General features: G+C 46.5%; 19 protein-coding genes. 9 read left to right on the forward strand and 10 right to left on the reverse strand.

Annotated features, from left to right (window positions below):
• Positions 1-94 precede the first annotated feature (94 nt).
• The gene (locus B7P33_RS19580) at positions 95-1,771 is read left to right on the forward strand and encodes a cadherin repeat domain-containing protein (RefSeq protein ID WP_141402414.1); all 1,677 of its coding nucleotides are present in this window, start codon (positions 95-97) and stop codon (positions 1,769-1,771) included.
• A gap of 58 nt (positions 1,772-1,829) precedes the next feature.
• Here B7P33_RS19580 and B7P33_RS07310 read toward each other — a convergent pair whose 3' ends face one another.
• The 10 genes from B7P33_RS07310 to B7P33_RS07355 form a co-directional block, all read right to left on the reverse strand.
• Positions 1,830-2,570, reverse strand: coding sequence for an MBL fold metallo-hydrolase (locus B7P33_RS07310; protein WP_172435887.1), 741 nt, complete (start codon positions 2,568-2,570; stop codon positions 1,830-1,832).
• Positions 2,571-2,721: 151 nt separating this feature from the next.
• A complete protein-coding gene (locus B7P33_RS07315) occupies positions 2,722-3,495 on the reverse strand; it encodes a sulfite exporter TauE/SafE family protein (RefSeq protein ID WP_245871700.1) in 774 nt (257 codons plus the stop codon).
• Entirely contained in the window at positions 3,486-4,100 is a 615-nt protein-coding gene (locus B7P33_RS07320; protein WP_172435888.1) for a nucleotidyltransferase family protein, read from the reverse strand. The genes B7P33_RS07315 and B7P33_RS07320 overlap by 10 nt, the downstream gene beginning before the upstream one ends.
• On the reverse strand, positions 4,093-5,115 hold the full coding sequence (locus B7P33_RS07325) for an XdhC family protein (protein WP_097441339.1): 1,023 nt from the start codon (positions 5,113-5,115) through the stop codon (positions 4,093-4,095). The genes B7P33_RS07320 and B7P33_RS07325 overlap by 8 nt, the downstream gene beginning before the upstream one ends.
• A gap of 107 nt (positions 5,116-5,222) precedes the next feature.
• Positions 5,223-6,452, reverse strand: coding sequence for a sulfate reduction electron transfer complex DsrMKJOP subunit DsrP (dsrP, locus tag B7P33_RS07330; protein WP_097441340.1), 1,230 nt, complete (start codon positions 6,450-6,452; stop codon positions 5,223-5,225).
• A gap of 27 nt (positions 6,453-6,479) precedes the next feature.
• On the reverse strand, positions 6,480-7,559 hold the full coding sequence (locus tag B7P33_RS07335) for a 4Fe-4S dicluster domain-containing protein (RefSeq protein WP_097441341.1): 1,080 nt from the start codon (positions 7,557-7,559) through the stop codon (positions 6,480-6,482).
• Between the two features lie 2 nt (positions 7,560-7,561).
• Positions 7,562-8,188: a cytochrome c3 family protein gene (locus B7P33_RS07340; protein WP_097441342.1), complete on the reverse strand. Its 627-nt coding sequence runs from the start codon at positions 8,186-8,188 to the stop codon at positions 7,562-7,564.
• Positions 8,185-8,865: a cytochrome C gene (locus tag B7P33_RS07345; protein ID WP_097441343.1), complete on the reverse strand. Its 681-nt coding sequence runs from the start codon at positions 8,863-8,865 to the stop codon at positions 8,185-8,187. Before B7P33_RS07345 ends, B7P33_RS07340 begins: the two co-directional genes overlap by 4 nt.
• A 3-nt stretch (positions 8,866-8,868) precedes the next feature.
• Positions 8,869-11,196 carry a molybdopterin-dependent oxidoreductase gene (locus B7P33_RS07350; RefSeq protein ID WP_097441344.1) on the reverse strand — a complete coding sequence of 776 codons (2,328 nt, stop codon included), beginning with the start codon at positions 11,194-11,196 and terminating at the stop codon, positions 8,869-8,871.
• 1 nt (position 11,197) lies between these two features.
• On the reverse strand, positions 11,198-11,437 hold the full coding sequence (locus B7P33_RS07355; protein ID WP_097441345.1) for a hypothetical protein: 240 nt from the start codon (positions 11,435-11,437) through the stop codon (positions 11,198-11,200).
• A 139-nt stretch (positions 11,438-11,576) separates the two neighbouring features.
• Here B7P33_RS07355 and B7P33_RS07360 point away from each other — a divergent pair, with 139 nt between their 5' ends.
• From B7P33_RS07360 to moaCB, 8 genes are all read left to right on the forward strand, one after another.
• Positions 11,577-12,752 (forward strand): molybdopterin molybdotransferase MoeA, encoded by a 1,176-nt coding sequence (locus tag B7P33_RS07360; protein ID WP_097441346.1) that lies wholly within the window; start codon positions 11,577-11,579, stop codon positions 12,750-12,752.
• 10 nt (positions 12,753-12,762) lie between these two features.
• Positions 12,763-13,095 carry a winged helix-turn-helix domain-containing protein gene (locus B7P33_RS07365; protein WP_097441347.1) on the forward strand — a complete coding sequence of 111 codons (333 nt, stop codon included), beginning with the start codon at positions 12,763-12,765 and terminating at the stop codon, positions 13,093-13,095.
• Between the two features lie 3 nt (positions 13,096-13,098).
• Positions 13,099-13,686, forward strand: a complete 588-nt coding sequence (gene mobA / locus B7P33_RS07370; RefSeq protein ID WP_097441348.1) for a molybdenum cofactor guanylyltransferase — start codon at positions 13,099-13,101, stop codon at positions 13,684-13,686.
• The gene (locus B7P33_RS07375; RefSeq protein ID WP_172435889.1) at positions 13,673-13,906 is read left to right on the forward strand and encodes a MoaD/ThiS family protein; all 234 of its coding nucleotides are present in this window, start codon (positions 13,673-13,675) and stop codon (positions 13,904-13,906) included. The genes mobA and B7P33_RS07375 overlap by 14 nt, the downstream gene beginning before the upstream one ends.
• Positions 13,903-15,003 carry a HesA/MoeB/ThiF family protein gene (moeB, locus tag B7P33_RS07380; RefSeq protein WP_245871702.1) on the forward strand — a complete coding sequence of 367 codons (1,101 nt, stop codon included), beginning with the start codon at positions 13,903-13,905 and terminating at the stop codon, positions 15,001-15,003. The genes B7P33_RS07375 and moeB overlap by 4 nt, the downstream gene beginning before the upstream one ends.
• 16 nt (positions 15,004-15,019) lie before the next feature.
• Positions 15,020-15,463, forward strand: coding sequence for a molybdenum cofactor biosynthesis protein MoaE (locus B7P33_RS07385; protein ID WP_097441350.1), 444 nt, complete (start codon positions 15,020-15,022; stop codon positions 15,461-15,463).
• 153 nt (positions 15,464-15,616) lie between these two features.
• Entirely contained in the window at positions 15,617-15,973 is a 357-nt protein-coding gene (locus tag B7P33_RS07390) for a four helix bundle protein (RefSeq protein ID WP_097442263.1), read from the forward strand.
• Between the two features lie 67 nt (positions 15,974-16,040).
• Positions 16,041-16,952 (forward strand): bifunctional molybdenum cofactor biosynthesis protein MoaC/MoaB, encoded by a 912-nt coding sequence (gene moaCB, locus B7P33_RS07395; RefSeq protein WP_097441351.1) that lies wholly within the window; start codon positions 16,041-16,043, stop codon positions 16,950-16,952.
• The last annotated feature ends 33 nt before the right edge of the window (positions 16,953-16,985 follow it).

The following is a 16,985-nucleotide window of genomic DNA, read 5'->3' on the forward strand; positions in this document are numbered from 1 at the left end:
GCAAGCTATGCCGAGACTGAAAAAAATGAATCACAATTTGAACATATCTAAACTTCACCTATGGATGGCCCTTGGCCTAACCATAGCATTTCATATGACTGGGCTCTCCCAAGACATGTTATTTGTTCAAGGCGCCCGATTTTATACTTTTGACCCAGGAACGATTTGTGTTGTTGGCGGCCCTGCTACACCTGAGGTTGCCGGTGAGGTATTTATTTCGATATTTTATGACAATGATGATTGTACCGGTAGTGGTTGTGCCGGGAACCTAAACTATAATGGAGGTACTAGCAGATACTTTTATCACGATGTAACCTTGCCGCGTGGGTATCGTTTTGCCCGAAGTGGCAGTAATGTAACTAACAATTCAACCACTAATTTTGCCGGAAATCAACGTCCAACTATTGTCAGTTTTTCCAATAACGATAGAACCGCAAGAATACGGGGGCGCGATTTAACCTTTGGGGCAACCGGAGGTAGAGCCAGCTTTAGGGTGCAGGTATTGCGGGGATCCAATTTAACCTATAGAGATGATTATATTATTACCTCGCCCTCTTATAGTTTAGCCCGAAACCGAATTAACATTGGCGACCGCACCTCTTCAGGCACCATATATGACGCTATTAGTGGCTCACAAAATTCTTGTGGTCCCCCAACCTTTAACGACCATAGTGCCAACCATCCAGAAAATCAAGCTGGAGTCGTTACCACAATACCTGCCGCCAACCCAAGTTCGGGGATGACCTATACCCTACAATCCGGGTTAGACTCTAACCATTTTAGTTTTAATGGGAATACAAGGGAGCTATCACTTAACGCTCCAAAAGATTTTGAAAACCCTATAGACTCCAATACTGATAATGTCTATGAACTTGAAATAGAAGCCTGTAATGCATACGGAAATTGCAGTACGCAAAGAACACGAATTACCATTACCGATGTCGTAGAAGTAGACCCTTGTGATGCGCAAGCCTCTGGAAACACCGACACCGACGGGGATGGAATCAGTGACATTTGTGATTTGGATGACGACAATGATGGTATACTTGACGCCATAGAAGGAAACACGGATATGGACGGGGATGGCCTTCCGAATTCCAGAGACACCGATAGCGATGGCGACGGCTGTTCCGATGCCAATGAGGCCTACAACCTAGTTACAGCCGACGGCGGCGATGGCCCGGAATATGCCAATGCCGATACAGCGATTTATAACGATGGTTCCGGTATCATCGATGCGAATGGTAGGGTAAGCTTGACCAACTACCCCAATCCGGTTAACAATAACTGGCGTACAGACGATTTCAGAAACTCTGTCTGCGCCCCTTTACCTGATATGGTGCCTCTTTTTAGCCTATCCGATGGTATTGTAAATGGTATCGAAGACCAAATTTTCATCGTGAAAATCAAAGAAATCAATGGGGGCGATTCCGACCCGAACATTCCTTTGGTGGTGCGTATCAATCGCTCAAACGACGTCAACTTCACTTTCGATCGTAACTTACAAAGCCTAACCGTTAACGGCAGTTCTGAAACCCTGCAAAATAGTGATTGGACTTACAATTCCAGTGACCCTACCTATCATATATTCCGGTTTAACGGAACCTTAGCTGCCAATGGACTCACTGCTTTTGGCTTTAGGGCATCTTATAATGCCAACAACACTAAAGGAAAGGTCAATTTTACGGCTTCCATAAGCCCAGGATCGGGAGGGGATAGCGAACCGGGTAACAATATTGATGTTGAAACCTTGGTTTTCTTTCCGGAATAGTAATATAAATACCTTTTAAGCTCTTTTCTTGGCCCAAAGATCGGCAAGACCCTAAAACCTAAAACTCGGAAGGGTCGTGATAACCAAAGTAAAACAATTGATTCCCGTGATTTTTGATTAAACTCCTTACCTTTTCTAAAGCATCAAGCCTTTGTTTATTATCTACGGCCCTAATTGTGGCCAATTGATCTACCGGATGGTTTTCATTTTCCAGCTCGGCCCTTAGATAATAGGCATCACCCGCATAAAACAACCATTTTTCCGATTGTTTCACAGATACGCCGCAATGGCCTAGGGTGTGCCCGAAAAGTGGAATAAGGTATATTTCAAAAGGCAAATCAATTTTGCGCGCCGATAACCCCAGCCAAGTACTATCGTTTGTAGGGTATAATGCAAGATCGGGCTTATGGGCCATTTGATAGGGTAAATACCTGTCGTTACCTTGAACGAAAGCTTGGTACTCTTCCTGTGAAAGATGTATGCGGGCCTGAGGAAAATCGGCCAAGCCCCCAATATGATCGGGATCTAAATGGGAGATAACAATATCGGATACCTGGGCCGGGTCTAAGCCCAGCCGTTCTATTTGCCTGTAAGCGGTACGTTCTTCATCGAATTGAAAGCCGGTGAGATCTATCAACTCCTTCCCCAAAGTTTGAAAGGGTGCCCTAGTTTCATTTAATCCTATTCCGGCATCAATAAGGATCAAACCTTGGTTATGTTCAATAAGTAAGCAATGCCCAATGGCCGAGCCCATGGGCGATTCTATCTGTACACAGTTTAGATGATGGACCTTCATCATATTTTTTGATTGACAATCCAATGTACACATTATCAACGAACTATCTGCAATCCCAAGTATATTTAATGGTTTGATAACACTGCCCCAAAGTCAAGTTTTTAATGTACCGCAAAATGCATAGGTAAGAATCCCTACGGCCTCATGGCCAAAACTATAACAACTGCAATCCATTTACCAGCAACACCCGAACTCCTACAACAAAAACCAAGGCCGCCGTAACCCTTCGAATGGCCTGGGGCGAGAGTTTGTTTAGACTGATCCGGATCCCGATTTGCCCGCCCAGTAGTACGGCCCCACCTAAAACGAAGGCCTCGGGCCAGGGCAGCGATAGGGTGTCGGCATGAAACAATCCTACTAGGCCAGACACCGAGTTGACCAAAATAAAAAAGCTTGACAAGGCAGCCACTACCAAAGCCTCTTTCCATTTGATATAATGTAACAAAGGCGCCAAAAAAATACCGCCCCCAATACCAACCAAACCCGATAGCATACCTATGCATCCACCTACCAACACATTAAAAAATAAGGGATAGTTTTTTGCTTCACCGGGACTTCGTTTGGGTTGCCAAAAAAGAAAAATCGCTGCCAAAATCAAGGAAGTACCCAACAAAACAAAAAACAGTTCTTCACTCAATCGAAAACGGGCACCCAAGTACGCCATGGGAATACTCGATACAATAAAGGGCATAAAGGCCTTGAACCTAAAATAGCCTTGTTTGACAAACCAATAGGTGCTACCCCCTACCACAATGATATTGCAGAGCAAGGCCAATGATCTAATGGTAAAAAAACTGGTAATAAACAGGGCTAAAATGGCCAAATAACTAGAGCCGCCACCAAAACCCACTGCAGAATAAAAAAGGGCTACCACCAAAAAGAGTACGGCCAACCCTAGTAATGGTCCTATATCCATACTTAAGACCATACTTCCTTTTTTAAGCTTTCATAGGCTTCTATCGTATCTATATCTCGATATGGCCCGGGAAATGTCACTTTCCCCACCTGTTCTTTATTCGTTTGAATAATGGATTTTGCCCCGGTCTCATCTCGAAGTCCCAATAAACTGTTGAAATGGGCCTTCCCAAATATAGCCGGTACACCTTGGGTGTCGGTATAGGCAGTAATCCGTATGTCTGTAGGATTGTTTAGGAATTGCATTAAACTTTTTAGGTGAGACGTACCTATTAAAGGTAGATCGCACAACTGCACCAATAGCCCATCTAATTCCGGTTGCTGATCTAATATCCATTGCAGACCAGCGGCAATAGAGGTACCCATACCCTGTTCCCAATTGGGATTGAATACCGCAGGAACACCCGTTGGAGCTATACTTTTCGCTATTTGTTGATGGTCACTCCCCAAAACCACACAGCTCGTGTTAGCGCCAGCCCCCTGTACTTGGGTTATAGCATGTGCTAAAACGGTCTTTGTACCCCAAGGCAGTAATTGTTTGGGTTGCCCCATTCTTCGGGAAGCCCCTGCCGCCAATACAATTATCCCAATGTTTTTTGAGGTTTCGGCATCAGTCATGAATCCCTTCTTTTTTCTCACGTAACGATTGGGGCTGTTGGTGGCGTATGACCGCCAATATCTCGGCCATTACCGAAATAGCTATTTCCTGAGGGGTCTCGGCCCCAATATTGAGTCCGCTTGGGCCATGGATCGTATCGAAAAATATATCAGGCACATCTTCTTGAAACTCCAAAAGTTGGTTGAGCAATTTCTCACGTCGTTTAGCCGGGCCTAAAACACCCAAATAAGCCATTTCTTTATAGCTTATGGCCATCAAATATTTTAGGTCTTTGGTAAAACTATGGGTCATGAGTACTACGGCCGTTTGGGAATCAAGTGCGTAATCGGCCAAACCGGTTTCATCGAGATATAAAAAACTATCAGAGCCTGGGAAATCTGATTGGGTCTTAGCTTCGTCGGGAGCTGCAATAATGGCTACTTCCCATCCGGTAAGGGCGGCATATTTACAGAGTTCCACGGCATCGTGTTCGGCACCAACAATAACAAGTTTAAAGCGAGGCGCCAGTTGTTGATGATATGTTTCCATACCCTCAACCTGTAACAACCCTATATCAGCTTGGGCCGATAATCGAAGCCAGCCGCCCGTAGACTTAAAGAAAGTACCACCGACATAACGATGGGACTCTTCCCTCGAAAAGATGGACTTTAACTCCAAGGGTTCCCGTTTTGACATGCCCTTTCGAAAGTGCGTAACAAAGTCAGTTTGGAGCTTCAAGGGTTCGATCAAAATATAGAGTAAACCCTCGCATCCCAATCGAAAACGACCATCGTAAGTAATGAGTTTGGGTTTCCCCTCTGTAAAAACCGATTGGGCCTGCACCCAAATCTCTTTTTCGACACAACCCCCACTTACAGCCCCTGCCATGGCCCCATCGGAACGCATGAGCATACGAACCCCCGGACGACGATACGAACTACCCTCCAAGGCCACCACCGAAACGAAAACGGTAGGCAAACCCAAAGTTTCGGCCTCTAGGGCCGCCTCCACTATATTTTTAAGTTCGTGCAACATGCTTTGTACACCCCTAAAATAGGGAAAAAGCAGTTGTGGGCCTGCGCCAATTTTTTGTTAAAAATCAAGGGACTGTTTCGCGTGCTTTCCATGAGATATACCAATCGCTATGCTTTGGCATTCCCTTTATACCGCAATGATTTGGTTTCTATACCAATGGCCGTTTTAGCCAAGAGGGTAAAAATGAAGGCGCCCATGGCCCAAATGCCCAAGGTTACCCCAATCTCTACCCAAGTAGGCGTGTATTCGGCAATTTTCCCATAAGGGCCGGGAATGAATCCGGGTACGATCAAACCAAAACCTTTTTCGATCCAAATACCAACGAACAGCATACCACAAGCAAAGAAGAGTATATTGAAATTGTTACGTAGCTTGTGAAAGGTCAATATCACGGTGGCCAGTACGTTTAGGGCAATGGCCGTCCAGATCCAAGGTAATAGGGCGGTTTTGCCATCCAACCCGAAAAAGAGGTAATAGGCACTTTCGCTATGATGGGTAGGGGCATAAAACTCTTTGAACAGTTCCGAAATCAACATAATCAGATTTATTTGGGCCGCCACCGTTACCACCATGGCAATTTTCTTTAAGGTAGTATCTTGGATTACGAAGGGGGTAAACTTACGTATCAGAGCCAAGACCAAAATAATCAAGGCCGGACCCGCAGCGAAGGCCGAAGCCAAAAAACGAGGGCCTAACAAAGCATTGTTCCAAAACGGGCGGGCCTGTAAACCTTGGTATAAAAAGGCGGTAACCAAATGTATGGCCACGGCCCAAAACACCGATAACAATGCCCCCGGAATATAAACCTTCGGATTGGCCTCTTTGCCCTGATAATGTCTAAACAGAATGTAAAAGGGAATACTCAAATTCAGGAACAGGTAACCGTTAAGCACCAATACATCCCAGGTGAGCATAGAGTTCGGAAAATTGAACACCCCGATCACCGGTAGCATATGCCATAAGCGCGAAGGCCCTCCCATATCGGCCACTACAAAGGCCAAACACATGATCAAAGCGGCCACCGCCAAACCTTCGCCGATCAATACGGCCTGTTTAAAATCGATGTCTTTAAGTACATAGGTTGGCATAACGAGCATTACGGCCGCCGCGGCCACCCCTACCAAAAAGGTGAAATTGGCGATATAGAGCCCCCAGCTTACCCGATCGGTCATACCGGTTATGGCCAAACCTTCTTCTAACTGTAAAAAGTAACAGTACATGCCCACCAACATTACCAAGGTGAGAAACCCCATCCAAAAGTGGTACTTTTTAGAACCATGGGTGGTAATATCCAGACTATCCCTGACCAGGCTTTTAAACACTTTAAATCTTCCCATTACACTTGCTTTTCTTTGACCACTTTGTTAATCCATAAAATACCAGAACTTAGGCTCGGTACCCAAGTCTTCCTTTAGGCGGAATACCTTTTTATTCTCCAATACCCAGCGAATGGTACTGTTGGGATCTAAAAGGTTTCCGAAAATACGTGCCCCAGTCGGACAAGCTTCTACGCACGCCGGATCCTTACCAGCCCTAGAACGTTGTACACAAAAAGTACATTTTTCGACCACACCTTTTTTTCGCATGCGGTTGCCTAGATAGTGTTGATCCTTGTTCACCTCGGTCTCCGGCACCTCGGGTTTGCTCCAATTGAATCGGCGCCCATCGTACGGACAGGCCGCCATACAATACCTACAGCCCACACACCAATCATAATCGACAACTACCAGGCCATCTTTCTCGCGCCAAGTAGCTTCAACCGGACAAACATCTACACAAGGCGGGTTGTCGCAATGAAAGCATTGGGTGCCCATATAAAAATGGCCTTGGGCGGGTACTTCGTGATAATAATTATCGTCGGCCTCGTTAAAATTGAAGCCTTTGCCATCCTGCATTTCATGGATACGGATATACTGCATTTCGGACTTGCGATCTTGGTTGTTCTCCTCCACACAAGCGTTCACACAATCCATATACCCCTGGCATTTCGATATGTTAAAAGCATAGCCGTACAGTACATTGTCCAGGGCATCTTGCGAAGACATTTTCAAGGTTTTGCCGGTTCGCAATTGATACGAGCGTACCAAACGGTCTACCGTAGCCTTTTTTTCGTCTTCGGTCATTAATTTATAATTGCCCTTAAACTGTTCTTCCCAGTCAATTTGGGCTTTTTCCTTGGATTCGTCCCCGGCGATAAAACTACAGGATGTACTCACGGCACCGGCACCGACCATTAAACTAGCGGTGAGTTTACGGAAGGCATCTCGGCGATCCATTTTTTGTCCGAAATACTGCCGATAACCATCCGGACGCGATGTTGTTTCCGGTTTATGCGAACCACAGCCTCCTTCGTTCTTACCACATCCGCAGCTATTCGCAGATGTTTGTTTGTTGCTCCCCAAGTCGAGGGAAAACCATTTCTTCTGCTGTTTTTCCTTTGCCATAGCTATTCCCTTTCTTTTTGAACCTGTGAATTAAAACGAACGGGCCATTTGGTCGGAAAGCCCGGCTGGTGCGGATTATGACAGTTTACACAGGTCATGGAAGCCCTTGGCGGGGCCCAGCCTACCAAACTTTTGCCATGTGCGCCACCCGACCAATCTTTGTATTCTTGGGTATGGCATTGGCCACATAACCTAAAACTATAATCAAAATCGATTTGGCTGCCGGTAAGACTGGTCAATTGATCCATATTATCTGGATTATGACAGGTAGTACAGGCCATGGTATGCGAATCGGCATGCTCCAACTTAATGTCCCAATGCGCCTTTTTCTTACGTCTTTTCGGCAAATCTTCCAAACTGCCGGTATGGCACTCGGTACATGCAAATCCCTTTATCTGTTTCTTACTTTCCGGAATCAAGAATCGTTGTCCGTGTACATGAACCTCCAACGTCTCAATTTCGCCCAGGAAGGGGGTGGAGGAAACGGTTACGGAATCATAGTCCGCACTCATGGCCTCTATACGTTCGACCACAGAATGGTATTCGCCCTCTTTATGTTTACAGGATGTGAGACCCAACGCCAAACACAGACCTATCGACATGACTACAATATGGTTTGACTTTCTCATTTCTTTTGTCTTATAAAAATCCCTGTTTCCTTATTCTCAGCTGGTACATGACATTGCCTACAATTTACCCGTTCGGGATGGGTAACCCGTATTTCCTTGGGGGCACTTGGTCCGGCATGGCACGAGAGACAACTTTCCCGCATTTGCAATTGATGGGGTATCATGGGCGGACTACCGATCAATGCCTGATTACTTCCGACTAGAGGAGTTTCAAAGGAAGCGAACAACCCTTCTTTAAAGAGCGAATTGCTTTTTTTGGCCACATGACATTGCCGACAGTTTACCATTTCCGGATGGGGACTAACTGGGGCGTAGGCCGAAAACTTGGCCACAAAACCCCCATGACCATGGCACTTTAGGCAGCTGGTACCGCCCATACTTTTCTCGTCTGCCACCGGATGCGGAATATAGGGTGGGGCACCATGGTAGGCCCTGTTGTAGTAATAATCGGCCAAACTTCTTTGGTGTTCCTCATCTATGATCATACGGGAATAATCGACCGATCCATCCAGGTTTTCAAATACCCCACGTTCGGCCGGAAGCGCCCACTGGGTGGTGTTATCTTCGGTTAAGGGAATATAAGCTTCCTCCAAACCGCTCCTATAACTATAGTTCCATAAAAAGATGAAACTAAGTAGTAGTATGCCAAAAAACGATATGATTCCGATGCGTTTCATACCCTAGACTTTTTCGATTTTAACGGCACACTTCTTAAAGTCGGGCTCTTTCGATATGGGACAAAAGGCATCGAGGGTAACATCGTTAATCATCAGTTCTTCGTCAAAGAAGGGTGCGAACACCTGACCTTTGGTGGGCAAACCACGTTCATTGATCGAGGCCGGCATGGTACAAGCTCCCCTTTTGGAAATCACTTTTACCATATCGCCATTACTTATCCCATAATCCATAGCATCGTCGGGATGCAGTTCTATATAGGCATTGGGCATGGCTTGGTGCAGTACCGGGATCCTACGGGTCATGGAACCGGTATGCCAATGCTCTACTACCCTTCCGGTATTTAGCCAGAACGGATATTCGGCATCGGGTTTTTCGGGTGCGGGCTCAAAGGGGCGTTGCCATATTACGGCCTTACCATCGGGTTTGCCATAAAAATGGAAGGCTTTGCCATTGTCACAGGCCGGATCGTATTCGGCATTAAAACGCCAAAGGGTAGATTTGCCCTCTACATAAGGCCAAATAACACCCGATTTCCGTTTTAAGGCTTTTAATGGCGCCATGCCATGTTTTTTCCCTTCATGGAACTGAATGTACTCTTCGTAAATTTCCTCGACATGGTTCTCCCGGGAATAAGGGAACAAATCACCGAAGCCCATGCGCTTGGCCACCTCAATGGTCATCCAAGCATCGGGGGTAGTTTCTCCGGGCCCTTCAATCATTTGATCCCAGTGTTGGGTTCGCCTTTCGGAATTACCATAAATCCCCGATTTTTCGATATGCCATGAGGCCGGTAAGATTACATCGGCCACATCGGAGGTCGGAGTAGGGAACACATCGGAAACCACTACGAAGCAAGATTCTTTTTCTAGGGCCGGTCGGTACCTACTCGTTTTAGGCAAAGAGACCAAGGGGTTGGTCACTTGGGTCCAGATAAACTTGATATCGCCCCGATCCACCGCCCGGAACATTTCGGTGGTGTGGTAGGTCGGTTTTGCGGGAATGCGCTCATAGGGCACTTTCCAGATTTTGGCGGCCAAGCGACGGTGTTTTTCGTTCGTGACCACCCCCTTGGGCAGTTTATGGGTAAATGTACCTACTTCCCGGGCCGTACCACAGGCCGAAGGTTGTCCGGTCAACGAAAACGGACCGTTGCCCGGCTGCGAGATCTTTCCGGTAAGTAAGTGTATGTTATACACCAAATTGTTCATCCAAGTACCACGGGTGTGCTGGTTCATGCCCATACACCAATACGAAACCACTTTTTTATTGGGATCGCCATAAATAGCGGCCAAATACTTAATGTCTTGTACCGATACCTTGGAATACTTGGCGACTTTTTCGGGGGTATAATCTTGTAAGAACTCCCGGTAGGCTTCAAAATCGATAGGGGTGGCCTTGTCCTTAAAGGCGAATTTGTCTTCTAACCCATAACCAATGTTGGTAAGGCCCTTGGTAAAATTGCAGTGCTTTTCCACAAAGGATTTGTTCATCCAACCGTTTTCGATGATCTCGTAACAGATGGCGTTGGCCACGGCCAGATCGGTCTGCGGCTCGAACAGTATAGAACGGTCCGAAGCCGTACTCGAACGGGTCGTCCGGGTGGCAAAGTCTACGATCTTGGCCCCACGCCGCTGTTTTTGCTCCAGCATTCTAGAGAATAGTACCGGGTGCATCTCGGCCATATTGTTACCCCAAGTAATAAAGTAATCGGCATGTTCTATATCTTCATAACAACCCATGGGCTCATCGGCCCCGAAGGTGGTTAAAAACCCGGCCACCGCACTGGCCATACATAATCGGGCATTACAATCGAGGTTGTTGGTACCTATAGCTCCCTTCATAAGTTTAGAGGCCACGTAACCTTCCGGTATGGTCGATTGGCCCGAGGTATACATGGCCACCGAATCCTTTCCGTGTTTTTCTATGGTCTCCTTCATCTTAGAGGCCACCAAATCCAAGGCCTCATCCAATGGGGTTTTTACATAAGTACCGTTCTTTTTGACCAAGGCATGTGTCAAACGATCTTTTGATTGGATACACATGGTCTGGTGATAACCTTTGACACATAAAAGGCCTTTGTTCACTTTAGACCGCGGGTCGCCCTTTACGGCTACGGCCTTACCGTCTTTGATACCCACCAAAATACCACAGCCTACACCACAGAACCTACAGGGGCCTTTTTTCCATTCCAAATCACCTTGGGCAGCCGCTGCCCGCTCTTGTTCGCCGGCAAAGATGATACCCGGAAACATTCCGGCCGCCGCCGTTATGGCCGCTGCCTTCGCCATTTGCTTAATAAAAAGCCGTCTACTACTCAAAGATGTATACATACTATGGGTTTTTAGGGGTATCGAAGCCAGAGACCAAAACCAATAGTTTTAGGGCTTCCAGATTATCTAATCGTGATTTAAGTTGTTGATCTTCCTCCTCGGTAGAGGTGTCGGTAATAACAATGACTACGTCCTCATTTTCCGCTGGGAGCAGTTCGCATTGGGCAATAGAAGATAGACTAGCGATCAGCGCATCCTTTTTGCCTTCGCAAGGATGGGCCAAATAACTTTTTATAGGCATGGTTCCCGTGATTTTCCTTATCAAAATACGAAAAAACGACGTAGGCTGAACATGATATTTATCAGTTCCCGCCTGTCTATAAAATCGTTATATTTGACAAGACATAACGCTATTGTTTTCATACACCCTTTAAAAACAGATGATTAGCCCGAAAGAAGCCCTTGATATAGTTGAAAACCAATCTATTGCGCTAGCTCCATTTAGAATCAATCTAAGTGAGGCATTGGGCTATCGGTTGGCACAAGATGTACCCTCACCCATCGCCATGCCCCCCTTTCGGCAATCGGCCATGGACGGGTATGCCGTAAACCTGCACGCATCGGATTCCTTTACCGTTATTGGTGAGATTCAGGCCGGGGACGGCCAGAATCCGGGATTGGGTAAAAACGAAGGGGTACGCATTTTTACAGGCGCGGCCGTACCGGACGATGCCCAGGTGGTAATTATGCAGGAAAAAATTAGACGTGAGGGTGAAATGGCGTATATAGAAGGCGAGTTGGGTCACCATAACATCCGCCCGGCAGGGGAACAGATCCAACAAGGCGAAATCGCCCTAAAAAAAGGAAGCTCCCTAAATGCGGCGGCCATTGGATTTCTCACCACTTTGGGGATTACCGAAGTATTGGTTTACCGAAAACCATCCGTAGCCATTGTGAGTACGGGTAACGAATTGCAATCGCCCGGCACCCCTTTGGCCCCTGGGAAAATTTATGAGAGTAATTCCCTTATGCTGCAAATGGCTTTGCGCTCTATGGGATATGCGAATAGTTCCCTTCAACAAATACAAGACGACTATACTACCACTGTGGTGGTTTTAAAAGAACTGATAGCTCAAAACGATATGGTGCTCATCTCTGGGGGCATTTCGGTGGGTGATTATGACTATGTGGGTAAGGCCCTGACGGAAATCGGTGTAACGCCCCAATTTTACAAGGTGAAACAAAAACCCGGCAAACCCCTATTCTTCGGCAAAAAGGACAACACCCTCATCTTTGCGCTACCCGGAAACCCGGCGGCTGCCTTAAGCTGTACCTATATATATGTGCGCACCGCTTTGGAAAGGATCTCGGGCCATTTGGATTTTAAACTACCACGTACCCAAGGAAAAATAAGTGCCGCCTACAGCAAAAAAGGGCCCAGGGCCCAATTTTTAAAAGGTTTTTACGCCCATGGGGAAGTCCAGGTTCTAGAAGGTCAGAGTTCGGCCATGCTACGCAGTTTTGCGCAGGCCAATGTATTGGTTTTCATTCCTGAAGACCGTTTCGAAATCGCCTTTGGGGAAACCGTAGAACTTATCCCGATACCGGGATTATAAACGCCATAGGATGGGATACAAGGTAAAAAGTAGGATTTGGTTAGAGCTCGATGGCCAGTTATTGCTGGGTCCCGGTCGGGTAAAATTGCTCCGGGCCATAGAAGCCACCGGTTCACTTTCAAAAGCGGCCAAATCGCTCGACATGTCCTATAAAAAAGCGTGGCGGGTGGTCGATGAGGTAAACAAAGCCGCCAAAATACCTGTGGTTATTACCCAAACGGGAGGCAAAAACGGTGGAGGTACCGTACTAACACCACATGGGCAGGAGGTATTGGGCGCATTTGAGCAGATCAACCAAGACTGCTGGCAATATTTAGACCAACAACCCATAAACATCAATTAATAAATGGGAACCCCGAAGGTACAGATCAATGGTATCATTCTCGCAGGCGGAAAAAGTAGCCGCATGGGACGCGATAAGGCACTTACCCTTTTTTGGGGAAAGCCCATGCTGCAATATGCCATAGATACCCTAAAACCCATGGTTGATAAACTTTATATTGTCTCGAACGGTGTAAAACATGGATGGCCTGGTACTACCCTAGTCCCTGACCACATTTCGGATGCGGGTCCTTTGGCCGGGCTCTATTCGGGCTTGGTAGCCAGTACTTCGGACCTGAATTTGGTTTTGGCCTGTGACACCCCTTTGGTAAACACGCCATTAATGCAATACCTATTGAAGCACTATAACGGAAAGGACTTGGCCCTTCAAGTAACCGTGGCCGGTAAATCGATGCCGTTGATAGGGCTTTATCATAAAAGCTGTGCCCCTAGTTGCTTGGCTTTGTTACAAAACGATGAACGCCGCTTACGAAAGTTGGCAGAACATATCCCGACCCAATGGCTACCCCTACCCCAAGAGATGGCCGGGTTGGCCCAAAACATTAACGACTTGGAAAGTCTCGAAAAACTGGAAACCTATGGCAACCATTAAATATTTTGGCATGTTGGCCGAAGCCACAGGGCTTCAAGAGGAGCGCATGGCACTTGAGCCGCAAGCCGTTTCCACCCTAAAACAGCTGCTACTGGAAAAACACCCTACCTTAATGGGGAAAGATTTTAGGATCGCAGTAAACCAAGAACTCGGTGATGACAATCGCATGGTTTCCGACACTACGGAAATTGCCCTTTTACCCCCATTTTCAGGCGGATGATTATGGAACGTTACGACAGACATATACGTTTACCGGAAATTGGGACAACCGGCCAGCAAAAACTGGGCGAGGCCAAGGTATTGGTCATAGGGGCCGGCGGGTTGGGCTGCCCGGTGCTGCAATATTTAGCGGCTGCCGGCATTGGCACCTTAGGTATCATCGATTTTGATACCGTAGCCCTGAGCAACCTACAACGCCAAGTGCTGTTCAGTACGGCCGATGTGGGCAAAAACAAAGCCATATGTGCCCAAAAAAGATTGGCAGACCTCAACCCGGACATCGAGATACAGGCTTACCCCTACCGACTGGAACCCAGCAATATCAAAAGCCTTTTTGAAGACTATGACCTCATCGTGGACGGTTCCGATAATTTCGAAACTCGCTATTGGGTCAATGATGCCTGTGTGCTAAGCAACACCCCCTTGGTACATGGGGCCATTTATAAATTTGAAGGGCAACTTACCGTTTTCAACCATAAAAACGGGCCCTCGTACCGCTGCCTATTCCCAGATTCGCCCAAGACCGGAAGCGTGCCCTCCTGCAACGAAATCGGAGTATTGGGTGTGTTACCCGGAATCATAGGTAGTTTAATGGCCAACGAGGTCCTGAAAATCTGCCTCGAACTTGGTAATCCGTTATCAGGTACACTGCTCCATATGGACACCTTGGGCAACCAAAGCCAAAAAATCAATTTTAAACGAAATCCGGCCGCTATCGAAAAAGTGCTTCAAGCCGGTTGGGAGGGTCTACAACCCCATGCCCTGCAGGCCTCTTGTGACACCTCTTTAAATCAAATCGGTATCTCGGAGGTAGATCAATTGGAAGGGCCTTTGTTCCTAGATGTTCGTGAATCCCATGAACAACCTAAAATAGAAGTATTCGAGGGTATGGACATTCCTTTGGGAAAATTGGAAAACAGCTTAGACCAACTTCCCAAAAACCGGGACATCGTTTGTTTTTGCCAGGCCGGCATCCGGGCCCAAAAGGCTGCCGCTCTTCTCCAGTCTAAAGGATTTCAAGAGGTATATGCCCTAAAGGAGGGTGCCCCGGAAATTTTGACTTATTATAAATCACAAACGCCAAAAGGGCATTGCTAACCACTAGTAAAATTCTATGAAGATGAAAAAACCAAAAAAAGTATTTATAGATGGGCCCATTTCCCCTGAATTCGTGGCCAATTCCATTCAAAAGCACCAGAGCAAGACCAGTATTGGCGCGCATAGCCTTTTTTTAGGTCAGATCCGCGCCGATGAAGTCGATGGTAAGGTGGTAAAAGGCATAGAATATACAGCTTATGAAGATATGGCCAACAAGGTTTTCCATGAGATCCGAGAGGCTACTTTTGAAAAATACGAGCTCAGCTGTATGCATATCTACCACAGCCTCGGATTCGTGCCCACGGGCGAAAACTCTTTGCTCGTCTTTGTCTCGGCCCCCCATCGCACTGTTGTTTTCGAAGCCTTGGCATGGTTGGTACAGGAAATCAAGGACAAAGCCCCCGTTTTCGGCAAAGAAATCTTCGAAGACGATTCGCATCAATGGAAGGAGAATGTTTAGGTGTTTAGGTGTTTAGGTGTTTAGGTCTTTAGGTGTTTAGGTCTTTAGGTGTTTAGGTGTTTAGGTGTTTAGGTGTTTAGGTGTTTAGGTGTTTAGGTTAAACTCTCTGTTTTAGATTAAGTAACCAATTAATTTTATCAGATTATGTTACATATGTATGCTTTTGAAAAACTTGAAGTTTGGCAATCATCCAAGGAATTGGTTTTAGATATTTATCGCCTGTCCAAATTGTTCCCTCCAGAAGAAAAATTTGGTTTAAGCAGTCAATTAAGACGAGCCGCCATTTCGATTAGCTCGAATTTGGCAGAGGGAAGTAGTCGCCCTACCGGCAAGGACCAAGCCCATTACTCTTCAATAGCCTATGGGTCATTGATGGAAACCCTAAACCAATTAATTATTTCCAATGAACTTGAATACATTACAAAAACTGATTTATTGATGTTAAGGGCCCAAATACACAAAATTTCCAACCAAATAAATGCTCTTCGGCGCTGGCAATTGAACAAATAAGGAATTAAACGATACTATGGAGTCACAGCTAAACAACTTAACGACTCCACAACTCAACAAAAGACAAATGGTCGACATCACCCATAAAACCACTAGTTTACGTATCGCAACCGCACAGGCTGTTGTTAAAGTAAGTAGCCCCGATACCATTCGGGCCATAGAAGAAAAAACGGTACCCAAAGGCGATGTATTCGCTATGAGTAAGGCCGCTGGGCTCTTGGGGGTAAAAAAAACCCCGGAACTCTTACCCGATTGCCATCCCATGCCCATTGAGTACACCGGGATTGCCTATGAAATAGACGGACTAGAAGTGCATATCACGGTCACCGTAAAAACTATCTACAAAACGGGCGTAGAAGTAGAAGCCATGCATGGGGCCAGCATCGTTGCGTTGAATATGTATGATATGCTAAAACCTATTGATAAAGGCGTAGAAATACACCACATCAAACTCTTGAAAAAGAAAGGTGGCAAATCGGATTATGGGGCACCGAAAGGACTGCAGTTAAAGGCCGCTGTTATTGTTTGCTCGGATACCATTTCTGCCGGAAAAAAAGAAGATCGGGCCGGTAAGGCGATCATAAACAAATTGGAGTCGGTCGGGGTTTCGATCATGGACTATACCATAATTCCCGATGAGGCTTTTATTATTCAAGAAAACGCACGTCTGTTCCATGAAAAAGGTGCCGACATGGTCATTTATACCGGGGGTACCGGCCTGTCGGAGCGCGACGTAACCCCGGAAGCCCTTGAACCGATACTGGAACGTAGGATTCCGGGTATGGAAGAGGCCATCCGCAGTTATGGCCAAGAACGTATGCCTTATGCCATGTTATCGCGATCTGTTGTGGGTACTGTGGGTAATACCCTTATTTTAGCACTTCCGGGGAGTACCAATGGGGCCAAAGAATCCATGGATGCCATTTTTCCGGCCGTATTGCACGTGTTCGGGGTATTACGTGGGGCCAGACACGATTAGCCTCCTAGCCCCAAAGAGACATTTTGAAGATGT

This window comes from Sediminicola luteus (genome assembly GCF_002514735.1).
GTDB lineage: Bacteria > Bacteroidota > Bacteroidia > Flavobacteriales > Flavobacteriaceae > HQA918.

Coding starts and splice junctions, on each gene's coding strand:
- B7P33_RS07350 (WP_097441344.1), bottom strand. CDS start 11,196: ATGTATACATCTTTGAGTAGTAGACGGCTTTTTATTAAGCAAATGGCG.
- B7P33_RS07320 (WP_172435888.1), bottom strand. CDS start 4,100: ATGACTGATGCCGAAACCTCAAAAAACATTGGGATAATTGTATTGGCG.
- B7P33_RS07390 (WP_097442263.1), top strand. CDS start 15,617: ATGTATGCTTTTGAAAAACTTGAAGTTTGGCAATCATCCAAGGAATTG.
- B7P33_RS07310 (WP_172435887.1), bottom strand. CDS start 2,570: ATGATGAAGGTCCATCATCTAAACTGTGTACAGATAGAATCGCCCATG.
- B7P33_RS07345 (WP_097441343.1), bottom strand. CDS start 8,865: ATGAAACGCATCGGAATCATATCGTTTTTTGGCATACTACTACTTAGT.
- B7P33_RS07375 (WP_172435889.1), top strand. CDS start 13,673: ATGGCAACCATTAAATATTTTGGCATGTTGGCCGAAGCCACAGGGCTT.
- B7P33_RS19580 (WP_141402414.1), top strand. CDS start 95: ATGACTGGGCTCTCCCAAGACATGTTATTTGTTCAAGGCGCCCGATTT.
- B7P33_RS07340 (WP_097441342.1), bottom strand. CDS start 8,188: ATGAGAAAGTCAAACCATATTGTAGTCATGTCGATAGGTCTGTGTTTG.
- dsrP (WP_097441340.1), bottom strand. CDS start 6,452: ATGGGAAGATTTAAAGTGTTTAAAAGCCTGGTCAGGGATAGTCTGGAT.
- B7P33_RS07335 (WP_097441341.1), bottom strand. CDS start 7,559: ATGGCAAAGGAAAAACAGCAGAAGAAATGGTTTTCCCTCGACTTGGGG.
- B7P33_RS07365 (WP_097441347.1), top strand. CDS start 12,763: ATGGGATACAAGGTAAAAAGTAGGATTTGGTTAGAGCTCGATGGCCAG.
- B7P33_RS07355 (WP_097441345.1), bottom strand. CDS start 11,437: ATGCCTATAAAAAGTTATTTGGCCCATCCTTGCGAAGGCAAAAAGGAT.
- B7P33_RS07315 (WP_245871700.1), bottom strand. CDS start 3,495: ATGGTCTTAAGTATGGATATAGGACCATTACTAGGGTTGGCCGTACTC.
- mobA (WP_097441348.1), top strand. CDS start 13,099: ATGGGAACCCCGAAGGTACAGATCAATGGTATCATTCTCGCAGGCGGA.
- B7P33_RS07360 (WP_097441346.1), top strand. CDS start 11,577: ATGATTAGCCCGAAAGAAGCCCTTGATATAGTTGAAAACCAATCTATT.
- B7P33_RS07385 (WP_097441350.1), top strand. CDS start 15,020: ATGAAGATGAAAAAACCAAAAAAAGTATTTATAGATGGGCCCATTTCC.
- moeB (WP_245871702.1), top strand. CDS start 13,903: ATGATTATGGAACGTTACGACAGACATATACGTTTACCGGAAATTGGG.
- B7P33_RS07325 (WP_097441339.1), bottom strand. CDS start 5,115: ATGTTGCACGAACTTAAAAATATAGTGGAGGCGGCCCTAGAGGCCGAA.
- moaCB (WP_097441351.1), top strand. CDS start 16,041: ATGGTCGACATCACCCATAAAACCACTAGTTTACGTATCGCAACCGCA.